Here is a 22,324-nt window from a genome sequence, read left to right on the forward strand (position 1 = left end):
ATCCGCAGCTCGCTGGCGCGTTTTCAAAGGACCGAACACACACCTGAGGCGGCATGCGCCGACGCCCATGCTTCAGGTTATTCAAGACTCGAATTGAGGGTTGCACAGATGTCAGTCGCTACCAGGTTTATCGATGATCAGCCGACACGGGTTGCCCCGGCTGCGGCTGAGATGCTCTACCAGTTCGACGAGTCGCCACTGCTGGCCCGGCAGAGTCGCCAGGAGTCCAACGCACGCAGCTACCCGCGGCGCATACCGCTGGCGCTCAAACGCGCCAAAGGTATTCACGTCGAGGACGTCGAAGGGCGGCGCTTCATCGATTGCCTGGCAGGCGCGGGCACCCTGGCGCTCGGGCATAACCATGCTGTGATTATCGAAGCGATCCAGCAAGTGATCACCGACGAGTTGCCGCTGCACACCCTGGACCTCACCACGCCGGTCAAGGACCAGTTCGTTCAGGACCTGTTCGGCCTGCTGCCACCAGCGCTGGCCAATGACGCGAAGATTCAGTTTTGCGGCCCGACCGGTACCGATGCGGTGGAAGCCGCGTTGAAGCTGGTGCGTACCGCTACCGGACGCAGTACGGTGTTGTCATTTCAGGGGGGTTATCACGGCATGAGCCAGGGCGCGTTGAGCCTGATGGGCAGCCTGGGGCCGAAAAAGCCGCTGGGTGCGTTGCTCGGTACAGGCGTGCAGTTTCTGCCATACCCCTACGATTACCGCTGCCCGTTCGGGCTCGGCGGCGAACAGGGCGTGCGCGCCAACCTGCATTACCTGGAAAACCTGCTCAACGACCCGGAAGCTGGCGTGCAATTGCCCGCGGCGGTCATCCTTGAAGTGGTGCAGGGCGAGGGCGGAGTGATCCCTGCTGATCTGGACTGGCTGCGCGGCGTGCGGCGTATCACCGAAAAGGCCGGCGTGGCGCTGATCGTCGATGAAATCCAGAGTGGTTTCGCGCGCACCGGCAAGATGTTTGCCTTCGAGCATGCCGGGATCATCCCGGACGTGGTGGTCATGTCCAAAGCCATCGGCGGCAGCTTGCCGTTGGCGGTTGTAGTCTATCGTTCCTGGCTGGACACCTGGCTGCCGGGCGCACACGCCGGGACGTTTCGCGGCAACCAGATGGCCATGGCTACCGGTTCTGCCGTAATGCGCTATCTTCAGGAGCACTCTATTTGCGAACACGCGACTGCCATGGGCGCGCGGCTGTCCGGGCATTTGCGTGCCTTGCAGCGTGACTTCCCGCAACTGGGCGATATTCGCGGGCGCGGGCTGATGCTCGGTGTCGAGCTGGTCGACCCGTCCGGTGCATGCGATGCACAGGGTCATCCGCCGGTATTTGCGCGTCTGGCCCCGCTGATCCAGCGTGAATGCCTCAAGCGCGGGCTGATTCTGGAGCTGGGTGGGCGACATGCCAGTGTGGTACGTTTTCTGCCACCGCTGATCATCACCGCCGAGCAGATCGACGAGGTGGCAGAGATCTTCGGTCGCGCGTTGAATGCCGCTGTCGCCCAGGTTTAATTTTTCGACGTAGTGATACGTTCAATCCCTATAGCTGCCATGAATTGGCACGGCAGCCCTGAACACACATGGAGAGCAGCAATGACTTCAGTATTCGATCGGGAAGACATCGTCTTTCAAGTTGTAGTCAACCACGAAGAACAGTATTCCATCTGGCCCGACTACAAGGCGATCCCCAACGGCTGGCGCACCGTGGGCAAAAGCGGCTTCAAGAAAGAATGCCTGGCCTACATCGAAGAAGTCTGGACCGACATGCGCCCCCTGAGCCTGCGCCAGAAAATGGAAGCGCAGACGGCTTGATTGAGCGTTATACATAAGTCCTGTGGGAGCGAGCTTGCTCGCGAAGAGGCCGGTACAGCCTTGACTATCGTGCGACGCTCCGCGTCGTCATGCCGTTTTGGACGCTCTGCGTCCTCTCGCGACCCAGAGCGTCGCGACCTGCATCTCCACGCTGGAGCGTGCGCAACGATAACTGACTATCGTGCGACGCTCCGCGTCGTCATGCCGTTCTGGACGCTCCGCGTCCTCTCGCGATCCAGAGCGTCGCGACCTGCATCCCCACGCCGGAGCGTGCGCAACGATAACTGACTATCGTGCGACGCTCCGCGTCGTCATGCCGTTCTGGACGCTCCGCGTCCTCTTTGCGACGCAGAGCGTCGAGATCTGCCGGAGCGTGAGCAACGATAACCTCACCCCTTGCCAGCCAGCACTCCGATAACACCCTGAATATCCCCCTGCAACTCCGTCAGCGGATCAGCGCCATCAATCCCCAATACCAGCAACTTGCTGTCTGCCGCTTCAATTGCAGCCTTTACCGGCTCTGGCGGCTGACGATGATCAAGCACCAGCGCCACGTCGTTATCCTTGAGGGTCGCGCTCAGTTTGCTCAATGCCTCGGGCGTCCACTGTTCGTCGGTCAACACCTGAGTGTCGATCAGCTCCAGATTCAGCCCGCTGATCAGGTAGCCGAAGCGGTCTGACAAACTCACCACACTCAAATTGTCTGCACCGGCCATTGCCGCTTCGCTGCTGGCACTCAGCTTGAGCAACTGCTGCTTGAACGCCGCCAGATTGGCCTCGATCTTCGGCTTCGCACTCGGTGCCAGGCGCACCAGGTCCGCCGCCAGCACATCGGCCATGCGCCCCATATTATTGCTCGCCAGCCACGGCTGACTGTTCAGCCCGTCAGTGCCTTGGCCCGGCTGTACGGCGATGCCTGGCAAGCTGCCGTCCACCGGACGTGCGGCGTCGATCTCGACGATACGAATATTGCTGCGCCGTGCATTGGGGTAGAGCGGGTCATCGGCCCAGATTGAGCGCAAGCCGATCACCGCGTCGGCGTTGGTGGCCAGCCCGCGCAACGCATCGGCACCACGCCCGGTGAAATACGCCGTCTGACGCGAGCCCGGCAGATTGGCCGCAGCAGCGCGTTCCAGCATCACACCACTGTCCTTGAGCAGTATTTCGCCCAGGCCATAGGTGATCGGCAGGCTGGCCAGCACTCGCACCGGTTGCGGACTGTCGGTTTTGCTGTCGGCCGCCTGCAGGCTGTTGCTGAACAGGCCGGTCATGATCAGCGCCAGAGTCAGGGTACGTAATGTAAGCATTTATCCAATATTCCCTTTCAGGCTCGGCAGCGTGCCGCGAGCGATGGCGGCGAGGGCGAAAGCCATGCCCGCCACCAGAATGATTGCCGCGCCGGACGGCACGGGCAGGTCGAATACGATGGGCAGCAGGATGCCGCACAGTGTGCTGAACGTTGCAATGGCGACCGAAATCCAGAAAAAACCCTTGAGCGACTGACTCAACAGGCGTGCCGCCGCCGCTGGAATCACCAGCAACGCACCGACCAGAATTGCACCAATGACTTTCACCGCAGCGACCGTGATCAGCGTGACCAGAATCACGAACAGGTAATCCAGCGTCTTCACCGCCACGCCGCGCACCGCAGCCAGTTGCGGGTTGAAGCTGGCCAGCATGATGCGGTTGTACAGCGGCAGGCTCAGGCCCATGACCAGCGAACCGACGATGAGCAGCACCAGCAGGTCATTGCCGTTGACGGTCAGCACCGAGCCGAACAGCACGTTTTCCAGGATGTGCACGTTGATCTTGCCAGCCAGCACCAGCAGCAGGCTCGCGCCCAGCGCCAGGGACACCGACAGGAACACACCGATCAGCGTGTCCGGTGCCAGCCCGGTGCGGTTGCGCAGGTAGTTGAGGACGATACCGAACAGCAGGCAATAGCCGAACAGCGCGCCATAAGGCCCGGTGTACGGTTCGCCGAGCAGAATGCCGATCGCTACTCCGGTCAGTGCCGCATGGCCCACGGCTTCGGAGAAAAACGCGAAGCGCTTGACCACCACCAGTGTTCCCAGCCCGCCCAGCACCGGGCCGATCAACAGGCCGGCGAGCAGGGCGTTGACCACGAAACCGTAGGCCAGCGCCTCGGGCAGATAACCGGAAGAGGCGAGGCCCTGAATGAACAGGCGAAAGGTTTCGTAATCCATTACGCGATCCTCCCGGCGCTGCTATCCATCGTGCGTGGGTGTGCGGAAAACAGTGTCAGCAGCCGTTCCGGGGTCAGCGCGGTGGCGGCCGGCTCGTCGAACAGGATGCGTCGGTTAAGCCCCGTGACCTGATCGGCCAGACGCCTGACGGCATCCAGGTCATGCTCGATCCACAGGACCGTGACTCCGCTTCGGCGCCAGTCGCTCAACAACCGCTCAAACACCTGAATACCCGCCTCATCCAGCGCCGACATCGGCTCATCCAGCACCAGCAATTGCGGCGCTGGAATCAGCCCCTGCGCCAGCAATACGCGCTGTCGTTCGCCACCGGAAAGCGCGCCCATGCGCCGTTTGCGCTTGTCCTGCATGCCGACCCGTTCCAGTGCCTCGCAAATCGCTGCCGTGTAGTGCTTCGACAAGCCCAAAAACGCCGGGCGTCGCTGACACATCGCAGCCATGAAATCGTCGACGGTCATCGGCAGGCCACGGTCGAACTCCAGCGCCTGCGGTACATAGCCAATCAGTCCTGGAGCAGCAGGCCACAGCAGGCTCAATTGGCCCTGATGCGGTGTCTGCCCAAGCAGGGTCTTGATCAGCGAGCTTTTGCCACCGCCGTTCGGGCCGACCAGTGCGTGTACGCTGCCGGCGCGCACATTGAAGTGAACCTGATCGAGAATCGTGGTGCGCCCGAGGGTCAGGCTGACCTGATTGAATTCGATGCCCGGACCCTGGCTGGCGATGTCGAGGTGCTGTGCGGCCGTCATGCGCCCGACTCCTGAATGGCCCGTACCACCGTGTCCAGGTTGCCGGCCATCTCCTTTTCGTATTTGTCGGCGGTGTATTCGCCATAGGAAATATGCGACAGCGGGTACAGCTTGACCCCGGATTCACGCTGAATGGTCTCGACGTAGGTGGACGGGAAATCCATCTCCGAGAAGATCACCTTCACGTCCAGTTCGCGCAGTTGGTCGATGGTTTTTTTCAACTGGCTCGGGCTGGGCTCGATGCCATGCGCCGGTTCAACCACGGCGGTGACTTCCAGGCCGAATTCGCGCAGCAGGTAGTCGTAGGCGGCATGTACTGTGGCCACGCGCAGGTCGGCGTTGGGTGCCTTGGTCAGTTTGGCGAGCGCATCGGCGCGCATCTGACGCAGGCGCTTGCCGTAGGCGCGGGCGTTGGCGGTGTAGGTTTTGGCATTGTCCGGGTCCAGCTTGCCCAACTCGCGGGCGATAGTGTTGACCTGCGCAATGGATGCACTGATCGACAGGAAGGTGTGCGGGTTGACCACTTTGCCGGCACCTCGCGCCGCCACCCCGGTGGCCGCCAGCAACGGCACATCGGCATTGGCCTCGATGGTCTTGATGTTCGGCGTTTCACTGGCGGCGATCATGCGGTCGGCAAAGTCGTCGTGGCCGACACCGTTGAGCACGATCACGTCCAGTGAACCGATGCGCTTTATGTCCTCGGCGCGCGGCTCATAGGCATGCGGGTTGAAGCCCGCCGGGATCAGCGGCACAACGTCGGCCTTGTCGCCGACAATATTGCTCACGTAGCTGTAGTAAGGGTGCAGGGTAATGCCGATGCGCAGGCGTTTGGCCGGTTCGGCGGCAAAGCTGGACGGCGCCAGCAGGGCGACCATCAGCCCCGTCAGCAGGACGCGCAGTAAGGGACGGCGTTTGAATGAAATAGGCATGGGCGAGCGGTCTTCTTTCAAAGGAGTGCGGAGTTTCAGTGCGGGTGCTGGCGGGTCACGCCAGCATCGAATTGCGCGACGACCTGCTTCCAGCCTGAATCGATCAAGGCCTGGTCACTGAGGTCGCTGACCGTCGGCAGCGAGACATTGCGGTTGATCCAGATGTCCGGCTGCTCGCCGGAATCGACACGCATCAGAAACGAACCGGCCACGCTCGGCGTCCGGCTCAGTCCCAGGTAGGACTGCTCGATCATCTGCCAGGCATGGTCGCCACGGCTCACCGAACTGGCATCCGTGGCGAACGGCGCAAAGCCTTCGTCGCCCAGTTGCTGCGGGGTGATCGGTGTCTGCTGCTCGCTGGCCAGCAGGCGGATTTCGTCGAGGGTCACGCGCAGGTCGGCGTAAATGCCTTGTTCCGCAGCGCTCAGGTCGCGTCGTGCGTCCAGTTGGTAGATGGCAATGCTGTGCGTTTCCCGGGTATCACGATGCAGGCTGATCACGCCTGCAGCGCAGCCAAGGATCAACAGGCACAGCACCAGCACATACAGGGTTTCATGCCCGGCGCCTGCCGGACGGACGATGTGTCGGGTTGGTGTGCTCATGGGGCCTGGATATCCGCCTGATCGATTTCCACCACGTGACCGGGACCGGCGTCGAACAGCACGTAGAACTCGGAGGCGGGGCGTTTGAAGGTCACCGTCGAGTCTTCGCCGAGCTTGCCGGGCACCAGGATGGTTTCGTCGTAGCCGATCACGTCCAGGGTCACACCCGGCGCACCACTGCCGTCGGAAAAACCGCCAGTGCAGCGGATCTGCTCGGTGTCGATCTGTTTGCATTCGCACATCGGGTTATGCGCCAGGGCGTTGCCGCTCAGGCCAAGCAGGCACAGGGCACTGGCCGTCAGCCAGCGCAGGGAAGGGCGGGCACTCATGGTTGGGCTCCTTGTTTTTTCAGCCACGCCACGGTGCTGGGCGAAGCCTGTTGCAGGGGAATGGAAGTCTGATGCACGGCGCCGTCCCAGCCTTCCATGGTGATCCACAGCTCGGCGTCGGGATCGGTGTTTTGCGCGATCTGCATGAAGGCGCTCATGCGGTAGCCGCCACCGAAGAAAATCACCCCGGCGGTGCGCAGGCTGCGCGGTTTGCCGATGCGCAGATAAGTGGCCTTGACCCGGTCGATGCAGGCGTTGCACAGCGCTGCGTTGAAACTTTTCATGTAGCCCGAAGGGCCGGACAGTCGCGGCGCTTCGTGGCGGTCCTCTGCCAGACGCAGGCTCCACGGGCCGACCTGAATTTCGCCGACCTCGCGCTGGCCGAGGCCCTGATCACCGCGGTCCAGCGCGTTGTCGGAGAAGTACTTGGGCATGAAACCCAGCGGGATCAGCACCAGCAGCACGTTGATGTGGAAGCGCCACTTATGCCAGAAACGGCTCAGTGACGATGCAGGTTGTGCAACAGCGGCGGCCTTGCTCACAGACTGTTCTCCGGGGTGCGGGTCGCCAGCGGCGAGGGCGTGGTGTTTCGTGGGGGTGCAGCGGCCGTTGCCGGGCGGGTTCGGGCTTCACGCTTGAGGGCGTTGAGCGTCGCCAGGGCAGTACGTTTGCTCCAGATCAACAGGCCGCTGAGCACCATCATGCTCAGCAGCAGGCCGAAGAATGCCCAGATCAGCTTGATCCAGATGCCGCCGAAATCGCCGGTGTGCAGGGGGCGCATGGACTCGGTGACGAACTCCAGCTTGTTGCGGTCCGACAGCAGGTGTGACGCGGCAATCTCGCCGCTGTACGGGTTGATTTCGGCGGTCTGGAACATCAATGGATACCAGCTGCGTCCACCCACCTGCATGTTGCTGTAGGCATTGAACGGCGGCGTGATGAAGCTGGCTTCCAGGCCCGGAATCCGCTCCTTGGCGATTTCCACGGCGCGCTCCAGGCTGATGGTTGGCGCAGGACTGCCGTCGGCAGTCAGCGGCACGGCGCTGTGCGGAATGATCGACGCGACCTGGGATTTGCTGGAAATACTGATCTGGTTGTCGCCCAGAATCGCCTGGATCAGAAACCATGTGCCGGTAATGGAAATCACCGCAATGAACCAGATCGACCAGACGCCGCTGAGGCGATGCAGGTCGCCCCAGAAAATCCGTGGACCCTGGCTGAAACGCACGGGTTTGAAAAAGCCGCGCCAGAATTTCTTGTAGACCACCAGCCCGGTCACCAGCGACGCCAGCAATGGCAGGCCGAGAATCGACACCAGATACCAGCCCCACGAATAACCGTTGGTAAACGGCACCAGCCACCAGCCGTGCAGCGCGCGGGTGAAGCGGCGGAAGTCGAACGACGGGGTAATGCCCTGAATCACCCCGGTATAAGGGTTGACGTAAGCCGGGACCGAACGCCCGTCGGGGTAGGTGATGAACACGCTCAAGGCGAAGTAGTCGCCGTCCGGCTGCATGATGGTGCCGACGATCAGGTCCGGTTCGTTGCGTTCGATGGTGGCGCGAATCTGTTCGAAGTTCAGGCGCGGGGCATCGTCGGAAGGGCGGTTGTCACGCATCTCCGGGTTGGCCAGCCACATGATTTCCTTGCTGACCACGGCCAGCGTGCCGGTCACACAGACGATCAGCACGAAGAACCAGATCGGCAGGGCCAGCCAGCTGTGGACGAGAAACCAGATTTTTGAACGGGACTTCTTCGACATGGATAAACAATCTCGATTCGCGATGTGGCGCGGACGTCAGGTGAGCGCTCTTTTTAGTACGCGCGGGCGTATAAGGCCTCGCATTCAGTTAAAGACGAATGAGGGCCAGATTCCTGTAAGAGCTTTTTGCGTTTTAAATGCAAAAAAATGTTTCAGCGTGGGCGAACGCCTTCGCATGCCGCATGAATGGGGTGGTACGGCTAATTTTTCAGCGGCGCAGTACGTTCAATCTGGACATTGGTGTTGCGCCAGGCCGCAGGGGCTCGGGCGCTTTTGCCATCAAGGGAGAGACATCATGAGTCATGCGTTGAGTTTGGATATCCGGCCGCTGCTGGCAGGGGCGGGCAGCTTGCCGATGCTGGTACAGGCACCCGAGCCCGGTCTGGACTTGATGGAAGCGCTGGACGAACTCAAGCCTCTGGTCGCCGGGCACTTGTACAGCGCTGGCGGGATTCTGTTTCGCGGCTTCGAGGTGGGCGGCGCAGAGGCATTTCGCGAGTTCGCCGCCGGTTTCGGCGATCCGCTGCTCAATTACGAGTTCGGCTCTACGCCGCGCAGCAACGTCACCAAAGGCGTGTACACCTCGACCGAGTACCCGGCGCACCAGAGCATACCGCTGCACAACGAGCAGGCCTACACGCTGGAATGGCCGATGAAGATCTGGTTCTACAGCATGATCGCGGCGCAGACAGGTGGCGAAACACCGATCGCCGACAGCCGCGAAATCTACCGACGCATTCCGGCGCGCATTCGCGAGCGCTTTGTCGAAAAGAAACTGATGTACGTGCGTAACTACGGCAACGGGCTCGATGTGGAATGGAGTCAGGTATTCAATACCGAAGATGAGTCCGTGGTCGAAGCCTACTGCCGGGCGCACAACATCGAGTGCGAATGGAAAGACGACGGCGAACTGCGCACCCGCCAGATCTGCCAGGCAATATCGCGCCACCCGGTCACACACGACACCGTCTGGTTCAACCAGGCGCACCTGTTCCACATCTCCAACCTGCAGCCGGAAGTGCGCGAAACCCTGCTCGACGTAGTGGACGAAGAAGACCTGCCGCGCAACGTCTATTACGGCGACGGCTCGCCCCTCGAAGAAACCCTGCTGGACGAAATTCGCGGCGTACTCGACGAATGCACCGTCAGCTTCCCATGGCTGGAAAACGACGTACTGATGCTCGACAACATGCTCACCGCCCATTCCCGCGCACCCTTCACCGGCAAACGCAAAGTGGTGGTGGCCATGGCACAGGGGCATTCGGATAAGTAAACGCCTTTGCCTGCTTTGGCCCCATCAAAGTAGGTCGCCGAGGGGCGAAAAGGTGACCTGAGTCGAACCTCAGTCTACCTGAGGTCACAGAGCCGCTGTGTGATGCAGAGCGTGGGGACGATAGTCACAGAGTGCGCAATGGCCTCTTCGCGAGCCAGCTCGCTCCCACAACATGGCATGTGGCATTACCACGCGTGAGCGTGCATAACGATGGTTGTCCGGCTTGTGATTATCATGCCTGCGCTCCGCGTAGGCATGCAGTTCTGGACGCTCTGCGTCCTCTCTTCAGTGCGCGGTGCAAGGCAGAGCCTCACCCCCGAGAAACCTTTCTAAATATTTCCTCGCCAATTCGTTCTTGTTGATACGACCCCGCCCGACGGTCAGCCCCACTCAGCAAGGATCGACCCATGAACCCCGAACACGCCCAGAAACTCGCTCGCCGCTTTGTCGAGTTACCCCTTGAAAAACGCCGCCTGTTCCTCGATGGCATGCGCAAGGAGAACATGGATTTCTCGCTGTTCCCGATCCCTTCCTGTGCCGGGCTGGCCGAGCGTGACGGTCTGTCCTATGCCCAGCAACGTATGTGGTTTCTCTGGCAACTGGACCCGCACAGCGCGGCCTACAACCTGCCGATGTCGGTATGCCTGAACGGTCCTTTGGAGCTGCCTTTGCTGGAGCGGGCCTTCAGTGCGCTGGTCGAGCGACATGAAAGCCTGCGCACCACCTTCGGCCAGGAGGGCGACCGGGCGTTTCAGCGTGTCGCGCCGCCATCGCCAGTGAGCATCCGCCTGACCGACCTGAGCGCTTTGCCGCCCGGGCAGGGCTGGGCCAGTGCGCGTCAGGCCATCGCCGAACAGGCCGCGCAAACCTTCGATCTGCAGCGCGGGCCGCTGTTCACCGTGCAGGTGCTGCGTCTGGCCGAACAGGAGCACCTGCTGCTGCTCAACCTGCACCACATGATCACCGATGGCTGGTCGATGAACGTGCTGATCGACGAATGGCTGCGCGGCTACGACGCGCTGCTGGCCGGTAAACCGCTACCTTTTCAGCCGCTGCTTGTGCAGTACCGCGATTACGCGGTCTGGCAACGCAGCTGGCTGGAAGCCGGTGAGCAGGAGCGTCAGCTGGACTACTGGCGCAGCCACCTGGGCGACGAGCATCCGCTGCTGGAGCTGCCCACCGACCGTCCCTATCCGGCCTTGCCCAGCCACGACGGCGCTCGCCTGGAACTGGCACTGGAGCCCGAGCTGCTGCGCAACCTGAAAAGCCTCGCGCAACGCCAGGGCGTGACCCTGTTCGTGGTGCTGCTGGCGACCTTCAAAAGCCTGCTGCATCGCTACAGCGGGCAGACCGATATCCGTGTCGGCGGCCTGATCGCCAACCGCACCCGTAGCGAAACCGAAGGGCTGGTCGGCTGCTTCATCAATACTCAGGTACTGCGCAGTGCAGTGACGGCGCAGACCCGCTTCGTCGACCTGTTGAATATCGTCCGCGATGCCTCGACCGGTGCCCAGGCGCATCAGGAGTTGCCATTCGACGCCATCATCGACGCCCTGCAGCCGGAGCGCAGTCAGAGCCATAACCCTTTATTTCAGGTGATGTTCAATCACCAGCCGGTGGTGGCTGACCTGCTCGACAAGCAGTTGAGCGGCGGCCTGCGCGTGGCCAATCTGCCTGCCGAACAACAGGCACTGGCGCAACGCTCGCACGCCGCCGCCAGCGACCTGATGCTGGCCACCAGCGGTGAAGGCGAGCAACTGCATGCCGCCTTCACCTACGCCACCGACATTTTTGACGAGTCGACCATCGCTCGTCTGGCCGGGCACTGGCGCAACCTGTTGGCCTCGGTGTGTGCCGATCCGCTGCAGACCATCGCCGAGCTGTCGATGCTCTCGGCCGACGAGTGCACGCAACTGCTGGATGTCGACAGCGCCACCGAAGCCGACACCACAACCCCCGCGCATCGCCAGTTCGAAGCACAAGTGCAGCGCACGCCGCAGGCCCCGGCATTGATCCTCGCCGGTGAAGGCCAAGCGCCCAGCCTGAGTTACACCGAACTGAATGAGCGCAGCAACCGTCTGGCCTGGCAACTGCGTGAGCAAGGTGTCGGCGCGGACGTGCTGGTCGGCGTGGCGCTGGGTCGTTCGCTGGACATGCCCGTGGCGCTGCTCGCCGTGCTCAAGGCTGGAGGCGCCTATGTGCCGCTGGACCTGAACGCGCCGAGCGAACGCTTGCGTCATGTGTTGGCGGACAGTGGCGTGAAACTGATGCTGACCCACAGCGATCAGCTGACCAGGCTGCCTGAACCGGCTGACATTCAATGCCTGTGCATCGATCGAATGAACAGCGAAACCGCCAGCGTGCAAAACCTCGATGGCCCGATCGATCCGGCCAGTCTGGCCTACGTGATTTACACCTCGGGGTCGACCGGGCGGCCCAAAGGCGTGGCGATCAGTCATGCGGCGCTGGCCGAGTTCGTCACCCTGGGGGCGGACTACAGTGACCTGCGCGAAAGCGACCGGGTCCTGCAATTCGCCACCCACAGCTTCGATGGCTTCGTCGAGCAGTTCTACCCACCGTTGTGTCGCGGTGCGGCCGTTGTCCTGCGTGACGAACGCCTGTGGGACAGTGCCACCTTCCATCAGACCATCGTCGAGCACGGCGTGACCCTCGCCGACTTGCCAGCGGCCTACTGGCTGACGCTGGTTCAGGACTTCGCCGCCAGCCCGCCCGCGCATTACGGCGCGCTACGCCAGGTGCATGTCGGCGGCGAAGCCATGGCCGTCGAGGGTCTGCGCCTGTGGCAAAAGGCCGGGCTGGGACATGTACGACTGCTCAATACCTATGGCCCGACCGAAGCCACCGTGGTGTCGAGCATTCATGATTGCAGCACGCTGACCCCGCAGCAGGTGTCCTGGCGCGGCGTGCCGATCGGTCAGGCGCTGGCAGGACGACGCCTGTACGTTCTCGACGATCAACTGAACCTGCTGCCGCAAGGTGCGGTGGGCGAGCTGTACATCGGCGGTCCTGGTCTGGCGCGGGGTTATCACGCCCAGCCCGGCCTGAGCGCCGAACGTTTCGTCGCCGATCCGTTTGTCAGCGGTGAGCGCCTGTACCGTACCGGCGACCGCGCCCGACTGCGCGCCGATGGCGCTGTCGAGTACATCGGCCGGGTCGATCATCAAGTAAAAGTTCGCGGTTTCCGTATCGAGCTGGGCGAGGTCGAATCGCGCCTGCAGCAATGCACGGGCGTGCGCGAGGCTGTGGTGCTGGCCGTCGAACTGGCGGGCGGCACGCAGCTGGTCGCCTACGCCGTGCCGGACGTTGCCGCCACCACAGAGGCCAAACAGTCGGCCCTGCGCCAAAGCATCCGCATCCAGCTGCAAGCCTGCCTGCCGGATTACATGGTGCCGACGCACATGCTGCTGTTGCCCGAATTGCTCCTGACGCCCAGCGGCAAGCTGGACCGCAAGGCATTGCCAGCCCCCGACGCAAGCCAGTTGCAGGCGCGTTATCGGGCGCCGCGCAGCGAGGTGGAAATCTGCCTGGCGGCCATCTGGCAGGACGTCCTGCATGCGCCTCAGGTGGGTCTGGACGATCACTTTTTCGAACTGGGCGGGCATTCGCTGCTCGCCGCGCAAGTCATCGCCCGGATCAAGACGCAGTTGGGCATCAGCCTGCCGCTGCGCACTCTGTTTGAAAAACCGCTGCTCAGTGAGCTCGCCGGCGAAGTGGCAGCGCTGACCGACAACAGCACGGACAACGACTGGAGCGACATGGACCAGTTCATGGATTCACTGGAGGAATTCGGCGCATGACCGGGACCACTGCTGCACGCATCGCGAAACGTTTTGTCGGCCTGTCGCTGGAGCAACGCCAGCAGTTCCTCGCCCGGTTGCGCCAGGAAGGCAAGGATTTCAGCCTGTTGCCGGTACCGCTCAGTCGGCATGATGTCAGCGCCATTCCGCTGTCCTTCGCTCAGCAACGCCTGCTGTTCCTCTGGCAGCTCGATCCCTCGAGCGACGCCTACAAGATGACCACCGGCCTGCGTCTGCACGGCACGTTGAACGAGTCGGCGTTGCGTCGTGCGTTCGATCACCTGATCGAGCGCCACGAGGTGCTGCGCACGGTGTTTCACACTGATAGCGATCAGGCGCAGCAAGTACTGTTGCACGACCAGACAATCGCGTTGGAGTGTATCGATCTGGCCGGTTTGACCGATGTCGAACTGCGCGATGCCGAGCTGGCGCTGCGAGTGGCCACCGTCACGGGCCAACCGTTTGATCTGCGCACGGGGCCGCTGTTGCGCGCGCACCTGTTTCGCCTCGCGGACGATGAACATGTGCTGGTCGTGAGCATGCACCACATCGTCTCCGACGGCTGGTCGATGGACGTGATGATTCAGGAGTTCGTGCACTGCTATCAGGCGTACTGCGAAGGCCGTGAGCCCGCGCTGCCCGAACTACCGCTGCAATACGCCGATTATGCGATCTGGCAGCGCAGCTGGCTGGAGGCGGGCGAGGGCGCACGTCAGCTGGACTACTGGCGTAAGCAGTTGGGCGAAGAGCAACCGCTGCTGGACGCCGCACCGGATTTCCCGCGTCCGGCCACGCAGAGCTACCAGGGGGAGCACCTGCGCTTCGATTTCGGTGTTGACCTGTCGCAGCGGCTCAACGCCTTTGCGCGAACGCAGGGCATGACCCTGTTCATGCTGGTGCTGGCCGGCTTTTCGCTGTTTCTGTCGCGCAAGGCCGGGCAGCGCGATATCCGCATCGGCGTGCCGAATGCCAACCGCGGTCGTGCAGAAACCGAAGGGTTGATCGGCTTCTTCATCAATACTCAGGTTTTGCGCTGCCAAGTGGACGAACGCCTGAGCTACCTTGACCTGCTGGCGCAGATTCGCGACACCTCGTTCGGTGCGCAGGCGCATCAGGACGTGCCCTTCGAGCAACTGGTCGATCAACTGGCGCCCGAGCGCAGCCTGGGTCACAACCCGCTGTTCCAGGCCAAGTTCAACCAGAACGTGGTCCTCAAGCAGAAAACTGCGCTGAGGCTGGCCGGGCTGGAGGTCAGTGAGTATGCCTTCGACAAACAGGGCGCGCATTTCGACCTGGCGCTGGACATCACTGACGACGGCACACTGATCCACGGCGACATGGCCTACGCCAGCGACCTGTATCGACGCTCGACCGTCGAAGGCTTCATTCCTGAACTGCTCGCGCTGTTCGAAACCCTGCTCGACGCGCCGCAGGCACCGCTGTTCAGCCTGGGAGCACTCGCGGTCGAGCCAAGGCGCGACGCTCGCGAACCCGCACCGCACATGCTGCAACTCTGGGACCGACAGGTCGAACGGCAACCTCATGCCCAGGCAGCCCGCTGCCTGGAGCGCACGCTGACCACGCTGCAACTGGAGCAGGCCGCCAATCAGCTGGCTCATCATCTGATCCGCATGGGCATCAGCGAGGGCAAGCCGGTCGCAGTATTGATGGAGCGTTCGCTGGACTGGCTGACGGCCGTGCTGGCGATTTTCAAGGCCGGCGGCGTGTACATGCCGCTGGACGTCAAAGCCCCCGATGCGCGACTGCAACAGATGCTGGTCAATGCGCAGGCCGGGGTGCTGCTGTGTGCCGAGGGTGATGTGCGGCAGACGTCACTGGGTGTTGCCGGTTGTCAGGGCCTGACCTGGACGCCTGCGCTGTGGCAGGACCTGCCTGTCAGTCGCCCTGACACCCGGCCTTCAGCCGATTCGGCGGCCTACGTGATTCATACCTCCGGCTCGACCGGCCAGCCAAAAGGGGTGCTGGTCAGCCAGGGTGCGCTGGCCAGTTACCTGCGCGGCTTGCTGGAACAGCTGCAACTGGCCCCCGAGGCAAGCATGGCGCTGGTCTCGACCATCGCCGCCGACCTCGGCCATACCGTGCTGTTCGGCGCGCTGTGTTCGGGACGCACGCTGCATGTGTTGACCGAGGCGCTGGGTTTTGATCCGGATGCCTTCGCGGCCTACATGGCCGAGCATCAGGTGGGCGTGCTGAAAATCGTCCCCGGTCATTTGGCCGCGCTGTTGCAGGCCGGCCAGCCAGCCGACGTACTGCCGCAGCATGCGCTGATTGTCGGCGGCGAAGCCTGCTCGCCCGTGCTGATCGAGCAGGTGCGTCAGCTCAAGCCGGGTTGCCGGGTGATCAACCACTACGGGCCGAGCGAAACCACCGTTGGTGTGCTGACTTATGAGGTGCTGATGTCGCTCCCACAGGATGCATGTGTATCCACTGGGGTGAACGTTGGCGACCCTCTGCGCAGCGTGCCAGTCGGCACATCGTTGCCAGGGGCCAGTGCTTATGTGCTGGACGACGTGTTGAACCCTGTGGGCACTCAGGTTGCCGGCGAGCTGTACATCGGCGGCGACAGCGTGGCGCTGGGCTATATCGGCCAGCCCGCGCTGACCGCCGAGCGCTTCGTGCCGGACCCGTTCGCGAAGGATGGCACGCGCGTCTACCGCAGCGGCGACCGCATGCGCCGCACTCATCAGGGCCTGCTGGAATTCATCGGCCGGGCTGACGATCAGGTCAAAGTGCGCGGCTATCGCGTCGAGCCGGCAGAGGTCGCGCGGGTATTGCTGGGCCTGGCTTCGGTGGCGCAGGTCAGCGTACTGGCGTTGCCCATCGATGACGATGATACCCGGCTGCAATTGGTGGCCTACTGCGTGGCGGCAGGCGGGGCTGACCTGAGTGTCGACAGCTTGCGCGAGCAACTGGCTGCGCGCTTGCCGGACTACATGGTGCCCGCGCAGATCATGCTGCTGGACAGTCTGCCACTGACCGCCAACGGCAAGCTCGACAAGCGCGCCTTGCCCAAGCCTGGCGTGGTCAAACAGCGCTACACCGCGCCAGTCGGCGAGATCGAGGAAAAGCTCGCCGCCGTGTGGGCGGATGTCCTCAAGCTGGAACAGGTCGGCAGCACCGACAACTTCTTCGAGCTGGGCGGCGATTCGATCCTCAGTTTGCAGATCATCGCCCGCGCCAAGCGTCAGGGCATCAAGCTCAGCCCCAAGCAACTGTTCGAAAAACAGACCATCGGCCAACTGGCCTCGGTGGCGAAACTGATTCAAAAGAAGCCCGCCTCCGTGGCGGAGCAGATCAGCGGTTCGTTGCCGTTGCTGCCGATTCAGGCGCGTTTCTTCGAGCTGGACATCCCCGAGCGTCAGCACTGGAATCAGGCGCTGATGCTCAAGCCCCTGCAAACGCTGGAGGCCTCTTGTCTTCAGTCGGCATTGACGGCGTTGGTCGAACAGCACGACGCGTTGCGTTTGGGTTTCTCTCAACAGGACGGCCAATGGCAGGCCACCTTCGGCATGCAGAACACTCGTGAGCTGCTCTGGACCCATGAGCTGGACAGCATCGAGCGTTTGTCTGAGCTGGCCGATGAAGCGCAACGTAGCCTGGACCTGAAAAACGGGCCGCTACTGCGTGCCGTGCTGATCAACCTGCCACAGGGCGAACAGCGCCTGCTGCTGGTGATTCATCATCTGCTGGTGGACGGTGTGTCATGGCGGGTGTTGCTGGAAGACCTGCAACAGGCTTACATCGCCCTGGCAGCAGGTCAGCCAGCGCTGCTGCCGGCGAAAACCAGTTCGCTGAAAAGCTGGGCCGAGCACTTGCAGGCCTACGCGCAAAGCCCGGCGCTGGAGCAGGAGTTGGGCTACTGGCAGGCGCAATTGCAAGACGTCAGCGACGCCTTGCCGTGTGATCATCCGCATGGCGGCCAGCGACAGCAGCACGCGCTGTCGGTGGTCACGCAACTCAATGGCGATCTGACCCGGCAACTGCTGCAGGACGCCCCGGCGGCCTACCGCACGCAGATCAATGACCTGCTGCTGACCGCGCTGGCGCGGGTGGTCAGTCGCTGGACCGCGCAACCCCATGCACTGATTCGTCTCGAAGGCCATGGTCGCGAAGACCTGTTCGACGCACTGGACCTGAGCCGCACGGTGGGTTGGTTCAGCAATGTGTACCCGGTCAGGCTCACCCCACAGGCCTCGCTGGCCGATTCGATCATGACCATCAAAGAGCAACTGCGCGCAGTGCCCGACAAGGGCATCGGTTACGGCGCGTTGCGTTACCTGGGCCGCGAATCGGCGCGGCAGACCCTGCAAGCCTTGCCGCTGGGCAGCATCGTGTTCAATTACCTGGGGCAGTTCGACGGCAGCTTCGACGCACCGCAGGCACTGTTCACACCCTCCGCCGACAGCAGCGGTGCCTCACAGAGTGCCGCTGCGCCGCTGGCTGCGCCGATCAGCATCAACGGTCAGGTCTATGCCGGTGAGCTGCGGCTGAGCTGGACCTTCAGTGGCGCGGTGTTCGAGCGCGACACCATGCAGCGCCTGGCCGATGAGTACACCGCCGAATTGCAACAGCTGATTGCCCATTGCACCACCGAAGGCGTGGCGGGGGTGACCCCGTCGGACTTCCCGCTGGCGTGCCTCAGTCAGTCGCAGTTAAGCCGTTTGCCGATACCTGCCGGGCAGATCGAAGACCTCTACCCGCTGGCACCGATGCAGCAGGGCATGCTGTTCCACACCTTGTTCGAGCAGGAGGCGGGCAATTACATCAATCAGATGCGCATTGAGGTCAGCGGCCTGGACGTGCCGCGTTTCCGCGCCGCCTGGCAGGCCACGCTGGATGCCCATGAGGTGCTGCGCAGTGCTTTCATCAGCCATCTGCAGCCAGCGCTGCAAGTGGTCTTGCGTGATGTGCGCATGCCTTTTGTCGAGCTGGATGCCCGGACGCAGTCGTCCGGCTGGATCGACCAATGGGCCGATGCCGACCGCCGGCAGGGTTTCGAGCTGGTCCACGGGCCGTTGCTGCGCCTGGCCGTATTGCGCACCGGCGAGCGGAGCCATCAGCTGATTTACACCAGCCATCACATCCTCATGGATGGCTGGAGCAGCTCGCGCCTGCTCGGTGAAGTGCTGCAACGCTATAGCGGCCAGACACAGCCGAGGCAGGTCAGCCGCTATCGCGATTACATCGAATGGTTGCAGCGCCAGGATGCCGGGCTCAGCGAGCGTTTCTGGACCGATCAACTCGCCAGACTCGATGAGCCCACGCGTCTGGTTCAGGCCTTCAAGGCGCCTGAGAACGGCCAGGGGCACGGTGATTACCTGCACTTGATCGACGCCGAGAATACCCGTCAACTGAGCGAGTTTGCCCGTGAGCAGCGCGTGACCCTCAATACGCTGGTGCAATCGGCCTGGCTGCTGGTGCTGCAACGCTATACGGGGCAGTCCAGCGTCACCTTCGGCGCAACCGTGGCCGGGCGTCCGGCTGATCTGCCGGGTGTCGAGGAGCAGCTCGGGCTGTTCATCAATACCCTGCCGGTGATCGCCAGCCCGCGTGCCGAGCAACGGGTGGCGGAGTGGGTGCAACAGGTGCAGGCGCAGAACATCGCCTTGCGCGAGCATGAACACACGCCGCTGTACGAGATTCAGCGTTGGGCCCGCAGCGCTGGCGAGGCGCTGTTCGACACCATTCTGGTGTTCGAAAACTACCCGGTGTCCGAAGCCCTGCAACAGGCTGCGCCGCCCGGGCTGGTGTTCGGCGGCCTGCGTACGCAGGAGCAAACGCATTATCCGCTGACCCTGGTGGTCAATCTCGGCGAAACCCTGTCGCTGCGCTTCAGCTACGCCCGCGAGGCGTTCAGTGAGCAACACATGGCGCAGTTGTCGGCGCATTTCCAGCAGGTCCTGCAGGCGCTGACGCATGACGCACAGACGGCGCTTGGCGAACTGGCGCTGTTGAGCGACCGTGAGCAGCAGCATGTTCTGCGCGAGTGGAACGCCACAGCTGCAGACTTCCCCAGTGAAGCCTGCCTGCACAGCCTGATCGAAGCCCAGGTATGCGCCACGCCGGACGCTCCGGCGCTGATTTTCGCTACTGAACAACTGAGCTACGCGCAACTCAACGCCCGCGCCAATCAGCTTGCGCATCGCCTGCGTGAGTCGGGCGTTGGCCCGGACGTATTGGTGGGTATCTGCGTCGAGCGCAGCCTGGAACTGGTGATCGGTCTGCTGGCGATCGTCAAGGCTGGTGGCGCCTACGTGCCGCTGGACCCGGACTACCCCGAGGATCGTCTGGCCTACATGATGCAGGACAGCGACATCGGTTTGCTGTTGACCCAGACGGCGCTATTGGAACGCTTGCCGGTTCCGCGTCAGGTGCAGAGCCTGTGCCTGGATCAGGACGGCGACTGGCTTGCCGGTTACAGCACCGCCAACCCGGTCAACCTCAGCCATCCATTGAGCCTGGCTTACGTGATTTACACTTCGGGCTCGACCGGCAAGCCCAAGGGCGCGGGCAATAGCCATCGTGCTTTGGTCAACCGCTTGCACTGGATGCAGAAGGCTTACGCGCTGGATGGCAGCGACGCTGTTCTGCAAAAGACACCGTTCAGTTTCGACGTGTCGGTCTGGGAGTTCTTCTGGCCGCTGATGACCGGCGCACGTCTGGCCGTGGCGCTGCCGGGGGATCACCGCGACCCCGAGCGGCTGGTGCAGACCATCCGTGAGCATCAGGTCACGACCCTGCATTTCGTGCCGTCGATGCTGCAGGCGTTCATGACTCATCCCCAGGTGGAAAGCTGTGACACGCTGCGCCGAGTGGTATGCAGCGGTGAAGCACTGCCTGCCGAGCTGGCCGCTCAGGTGCTCAAGCGCTTGCCGCAGGCCGGTTTGTACAACCTGTACGGTCCGACCGAAGCGGCCATCGACGTGACCCACTGGACGTGCACCACAGACGACATCCTCAGCGTGCCGATCGGACAGCCGATCGACAACCTGAAAACCCATATCCTCGACGACGGCCTGTTACCTGCTGCACAGGGCGTGGCGGCGGAGTTGTACCTGGGTGGCGTCGGTCTGGCGCGTGGTTATCACAACCGTGCAGCACTGACGGCCGAGCGTTTCGTGCCGGACCCGTTCGACGAGCAGGGCGGCGGCAGGCTGTACCGCACCGGCGATCTGGCGCGTTATCGCGACGCAGGTGTCATCGACTACGCCGGGCGTATCGACCATCAGGTGAAGATTCGCGGCTTGCGCATCGAGCTGGGCGAAATCGAAGCGCGTCTGCATGAGCATGCCGCCGTGCGCGAAGCCACGGTGATCGACATCGACGGGGCGTCCGGCAAGCAATTGGTCGCTTATGTGGTGCCGACCGATGCCGCTGAGGCGCCGGACGTTCTGCGCGAGCGTCTGCAGGTTCATCTCAAGGCTCATGTGCCGGATTACATGGTGCCGGGCTACTTCGTATTTATCGATTCGATGCCACTGACCGCCAATGGCAAGCTGGATCGCAGAGCACTGCCTAAGCCGGACGTGGCCCGCTCACAGCAGGGTTACGTGGCGCCGCGCACTGCATTCGAGCAGCGTCTTGCTGAGTTGTGGGAGCAGGTGTTGCACGTCGAACGGGTCGGGCTCAACGACAACTTTTTTGCCTTGGGCGGGCACTCGCTGCTGGCGGTTTCACTGGCGGGCAGGATTCGCGAGACGTTCGATATCTCCATCAAGCTGCATGACTTGCTGTTGCTGCAGACCCTGGGCGAGCTGGCTGATTTCATGCGTGCCGATGAAGCCAGGGTCAAATCGGCGGTCATCGCCATGAACGCCAATGGCTCGACGCATGCGCCACTGTTCTGCCTGCCGCCGGGCGGTGGTGGCACGTATTCGTATTACCCGCTGGCGGGCAAATTGGGCGACAGCCGACGGGTTTACGGGTTGGTCAACAAGGCCTATGTGGTGCCGGGCTGGTTCGATACGTCGTGGCCGGACATGGTCGATTACTACGTCGAGCTGATCCGCACGACCCAGCCACACGGGCCTTACAACCTGCTGGGTTGGTCGATGGGTGGCGCGCTGGCCATTGAGGTCGCGCATGTGCTGGAGCGCGCTGGCGAAGTGGTGAGCTTTCTCGGGCTGGTCGACACCCAGCTACCGACATCGGCTGGCATGGAATGGGTCGAAGAGGACCCGCACGTCACCACGCAGCAGCAGGGCGAAAACTACTACCGCGGCCTGATCAAGAGCCTGCAGGCCTTTGTACCGGGCTTGCAGGAGCAGACCATTGTTGACCTGATCGAAACGGCCCGGCAGTCGGTGACCGGGGAGAGTGAAGTGATTGATCGAGTGATCGAGCAGATCGCGCTGCAACACGCAATGAACGTCGACAACCTGCGCAGCATGTTCCAGGACATTGCGGTGCAGGACGAAATCGAAACCGGTTACACATTGCTGGAAGCCAACGCGAAACTCAGCCAGGCGTTTACCTTGAAGACTCTCAATGTAAAGGCCGATTGCTGGTGGGCAGGGCAAAGCCGCAAGCCGGGGCAGATTGCCAAGGCTGAAGCAGTGCTGCTGGAACAGTGCTCGGTCAACGGACTGCGCAGCTCGACGACGATCGATCAACGACACGACAACCTGGTGATCGCTGAAGCATTTCTGCAGGGGCTTGCCGAGCGGTTGGTGTGACGCAGAGCGTCACGAACGGCATTCCCACGCGGAGCGTGAGGAACGATAGGTGTCCGGGCTGGAGTGCGAGGAGCGATGGGTGTCTTGGCTGGCGCGTACGGGACGATAGGGTCAGGGCTTGAG

At 62.6% G+C, this 22,324-nt stretch carries 13 protein-coding genes; 5 read left to right on the forward strand and 8 right to left on the reverse strand.

The annotated features are described in order from the left end of the window. Window positions 1-108 precede the first annotated feature (108 nt). Both BT119_RS01620 and BT119_RS01625 read left to right on the forward strand, forming a co-directional pair. Entirely contained in the window at window positions 109-1,521 is a 1,413-nt protein-coding gene (locus BT119_RS01620; protein ID WP_072364603.1) for an aspartate aminotransferase family protein, read from the forward strand. Window positions 1,522-1,602: 81 nt separating this feature from the next. Beyond that, complete coding sequence (locus tag BT119_RS01625) at window positions 1,603-1,821, forward strand: MbtH family protein (protein ID WP_003304661.1); 219 nt, start codon at window positions 1,603-1,605, stop codon at window positions 1,819-1,821. A gap of 389 nt (window positions 1,822-2,210) precedes the next feature. Here BT119_RS01625 and BT119_RS01635 read toward each other — a convergent pair whose 3' ends face one another. From BT119_RS01635 to BT119_RS01670, 8 genes are read right to left on the reverse strand one after another with little or no spacing between them, the layout of a single operon-like run. Continuing rightward, window positions 2,211-3,128 (reverse strand): metal ABC transporter substrate-binding protein, encoded by a 918-nt coding sequence (locus BT119_RS01635; protein WP_054081117.1) that lies wholly within the window; start codon window positions 3,126-3,128, stop codon window positions 2,211-2,213. Beyond that, the gene (locus BT119_RS01640) at window positions 3,129-4,028 is read right to left on the reverse strand and encodes a metal ABC transporter permease (RefSeq protein WP_003348835.1); all 900 of its coding nucleotides are present in this window, start codon (window positions 4,026-4,028) and stop codon (window positions 3,129-3,131) included. It lies immediately after the preceding gene. Then, window positions 4,028-4,792 (reverse strand): metal ABC transporter ATP-binding protein, encoded by a 765-nt coding sequence (locus BT119_RS01645; protein ID WP_054081116.1) that lies wholly within the window; start codon window positions 4,790-4,792, stop codon window positions 4,028-4,030. The genes BT119_RS01640 and BT119_RS01645 overlap by 1 nt, the downstream gene beginning before the upstream one ends. Then, on the reverse strand, window positions 4,789-5,721 hold the full coding sequence (locus BT119_RS01650; protein ID WP_054081115.1) for a metal ABC transporter substrate-binding protein: 933 nt from the start codon (window positions 5,719-5,721) through the stop codon (window positions 4,789-4,791). Before BT119_RS01650 ends, BT119_RS01645 begins: the two co-directional genes overlap by 4 nt. A 35-nt stretch (window positions 5,722-5,756) precedes the next feature. Continuing rightward, the gene (locus tag BT119_RS01655) at window positions 5,757-6,323 is read right to left on the reverse strand and encodes a DUF6162 family protein (protein WP_003436579.1); all 567 of its coding nucleotides are present in this window, start codon (window positions 6,321-6,323) and stop codon (window positions 5,757-5,759) included. Further along, window positions 6,320-6,652 carry a hypothetical protein gene (locus BT119_RS01660; protein ID WP_003318855.1) on the reverse strand — a complete coding sequence of 111 codons (333 nt, stop codon included), beginning with the start codon at window positions 6,650-6,652 and terminating at the stop codon, window positions 6,320-6,322. The genes BT119_RS01655 and BT119_RS01660 overlap by 4 nt, the downstream gene beginning before the upstream one ends. After that, window positions 6,649-7,194, reverse strand: coding sequence for a thiamine pyrophosphate-binding protein (locus BT119_RS01665; protein ID WP_072364606.1), 546 nt, complete (start codon window positions 7,192-7,194; stop codon window positions 6,649-6,651). The genes BT119_RS01660 and BT119_RS01665 overlap by 4 nt, the downstream gene beginning before the upstream one ends. Continuing rightward, window positions 7,191-8,414, reverse strand: coding sequence for a PepSY-associated TM helix domain-containing protein (locus BT119_RS01670; RefSeq protein WP_003436572.1), 1,224 nt, complete (start codon window positions 8,412-8,414; stop codon window positions 7,191-7,193). The genes BT119_RS01665 and BT119_RS01670 overlap by 4 nt, the downstream gene beginning before the upstream one ends. A gap of 295 nt (window positions 8,415-8,709) precedes the next feature. On the opposite strand from BT119_RS01670, the gene BT119_RS01675 reads away from it, so the two are divergent. From BT119_RS01675 to BT119_RS01685, 3 genes are all read left to right on the forward strand, one after another. Next, window positions 8,710-9,687, forward strand: a complete 978-nt coding sequence (locus BT119_RS01675) for a TauD/TfdA family dioxygenase (protein WP_054081114.1) — start codon at window positions 8,710-8,712, stop codon at window positions 9,685-9,687. A gap of 407 nt (window positions 9,688-10,094) precedes the next feature. Next, window positions 10,095-13,505, forward strand: a complete 3,411-nt coding sequence (locus BT119_RS01680; protein ID WP_072364608.1) for a non-ribosomal peptide synthetase — start codon at window positions 10,095-10,097, stop codon at window positions 13,503-13,505. Beyond that, window positions 13,502-22,201, forward strand: a complete 8,700-nt coding sequence (locus tag BT119_RS01685) for a non-ribosomal peptide synthetase (protein ID WP_072364610.1) — start codon at window positions 13,502-13,504, stop codon at window positions 22,199-22,201. Before BT119_RS01680 ends, BT119_RS01685 begins: the two co-directional genes overlap by 4 nt. The last annotated feature ends 123 nt before the right edge of the window (window positions 22,202-22,324 follow it).

The organism is Pseudomonas sp. NFACC10-1 (assembly GCF_900119195.1).
Taxonomy (GTDB): Bacteria; Pseudomonadota; Gammaproteobacteria; order Pseudomonadales; family Pseudomonadaceae; genus Aquipseudomonas; species Aquipseudomonas cerasi.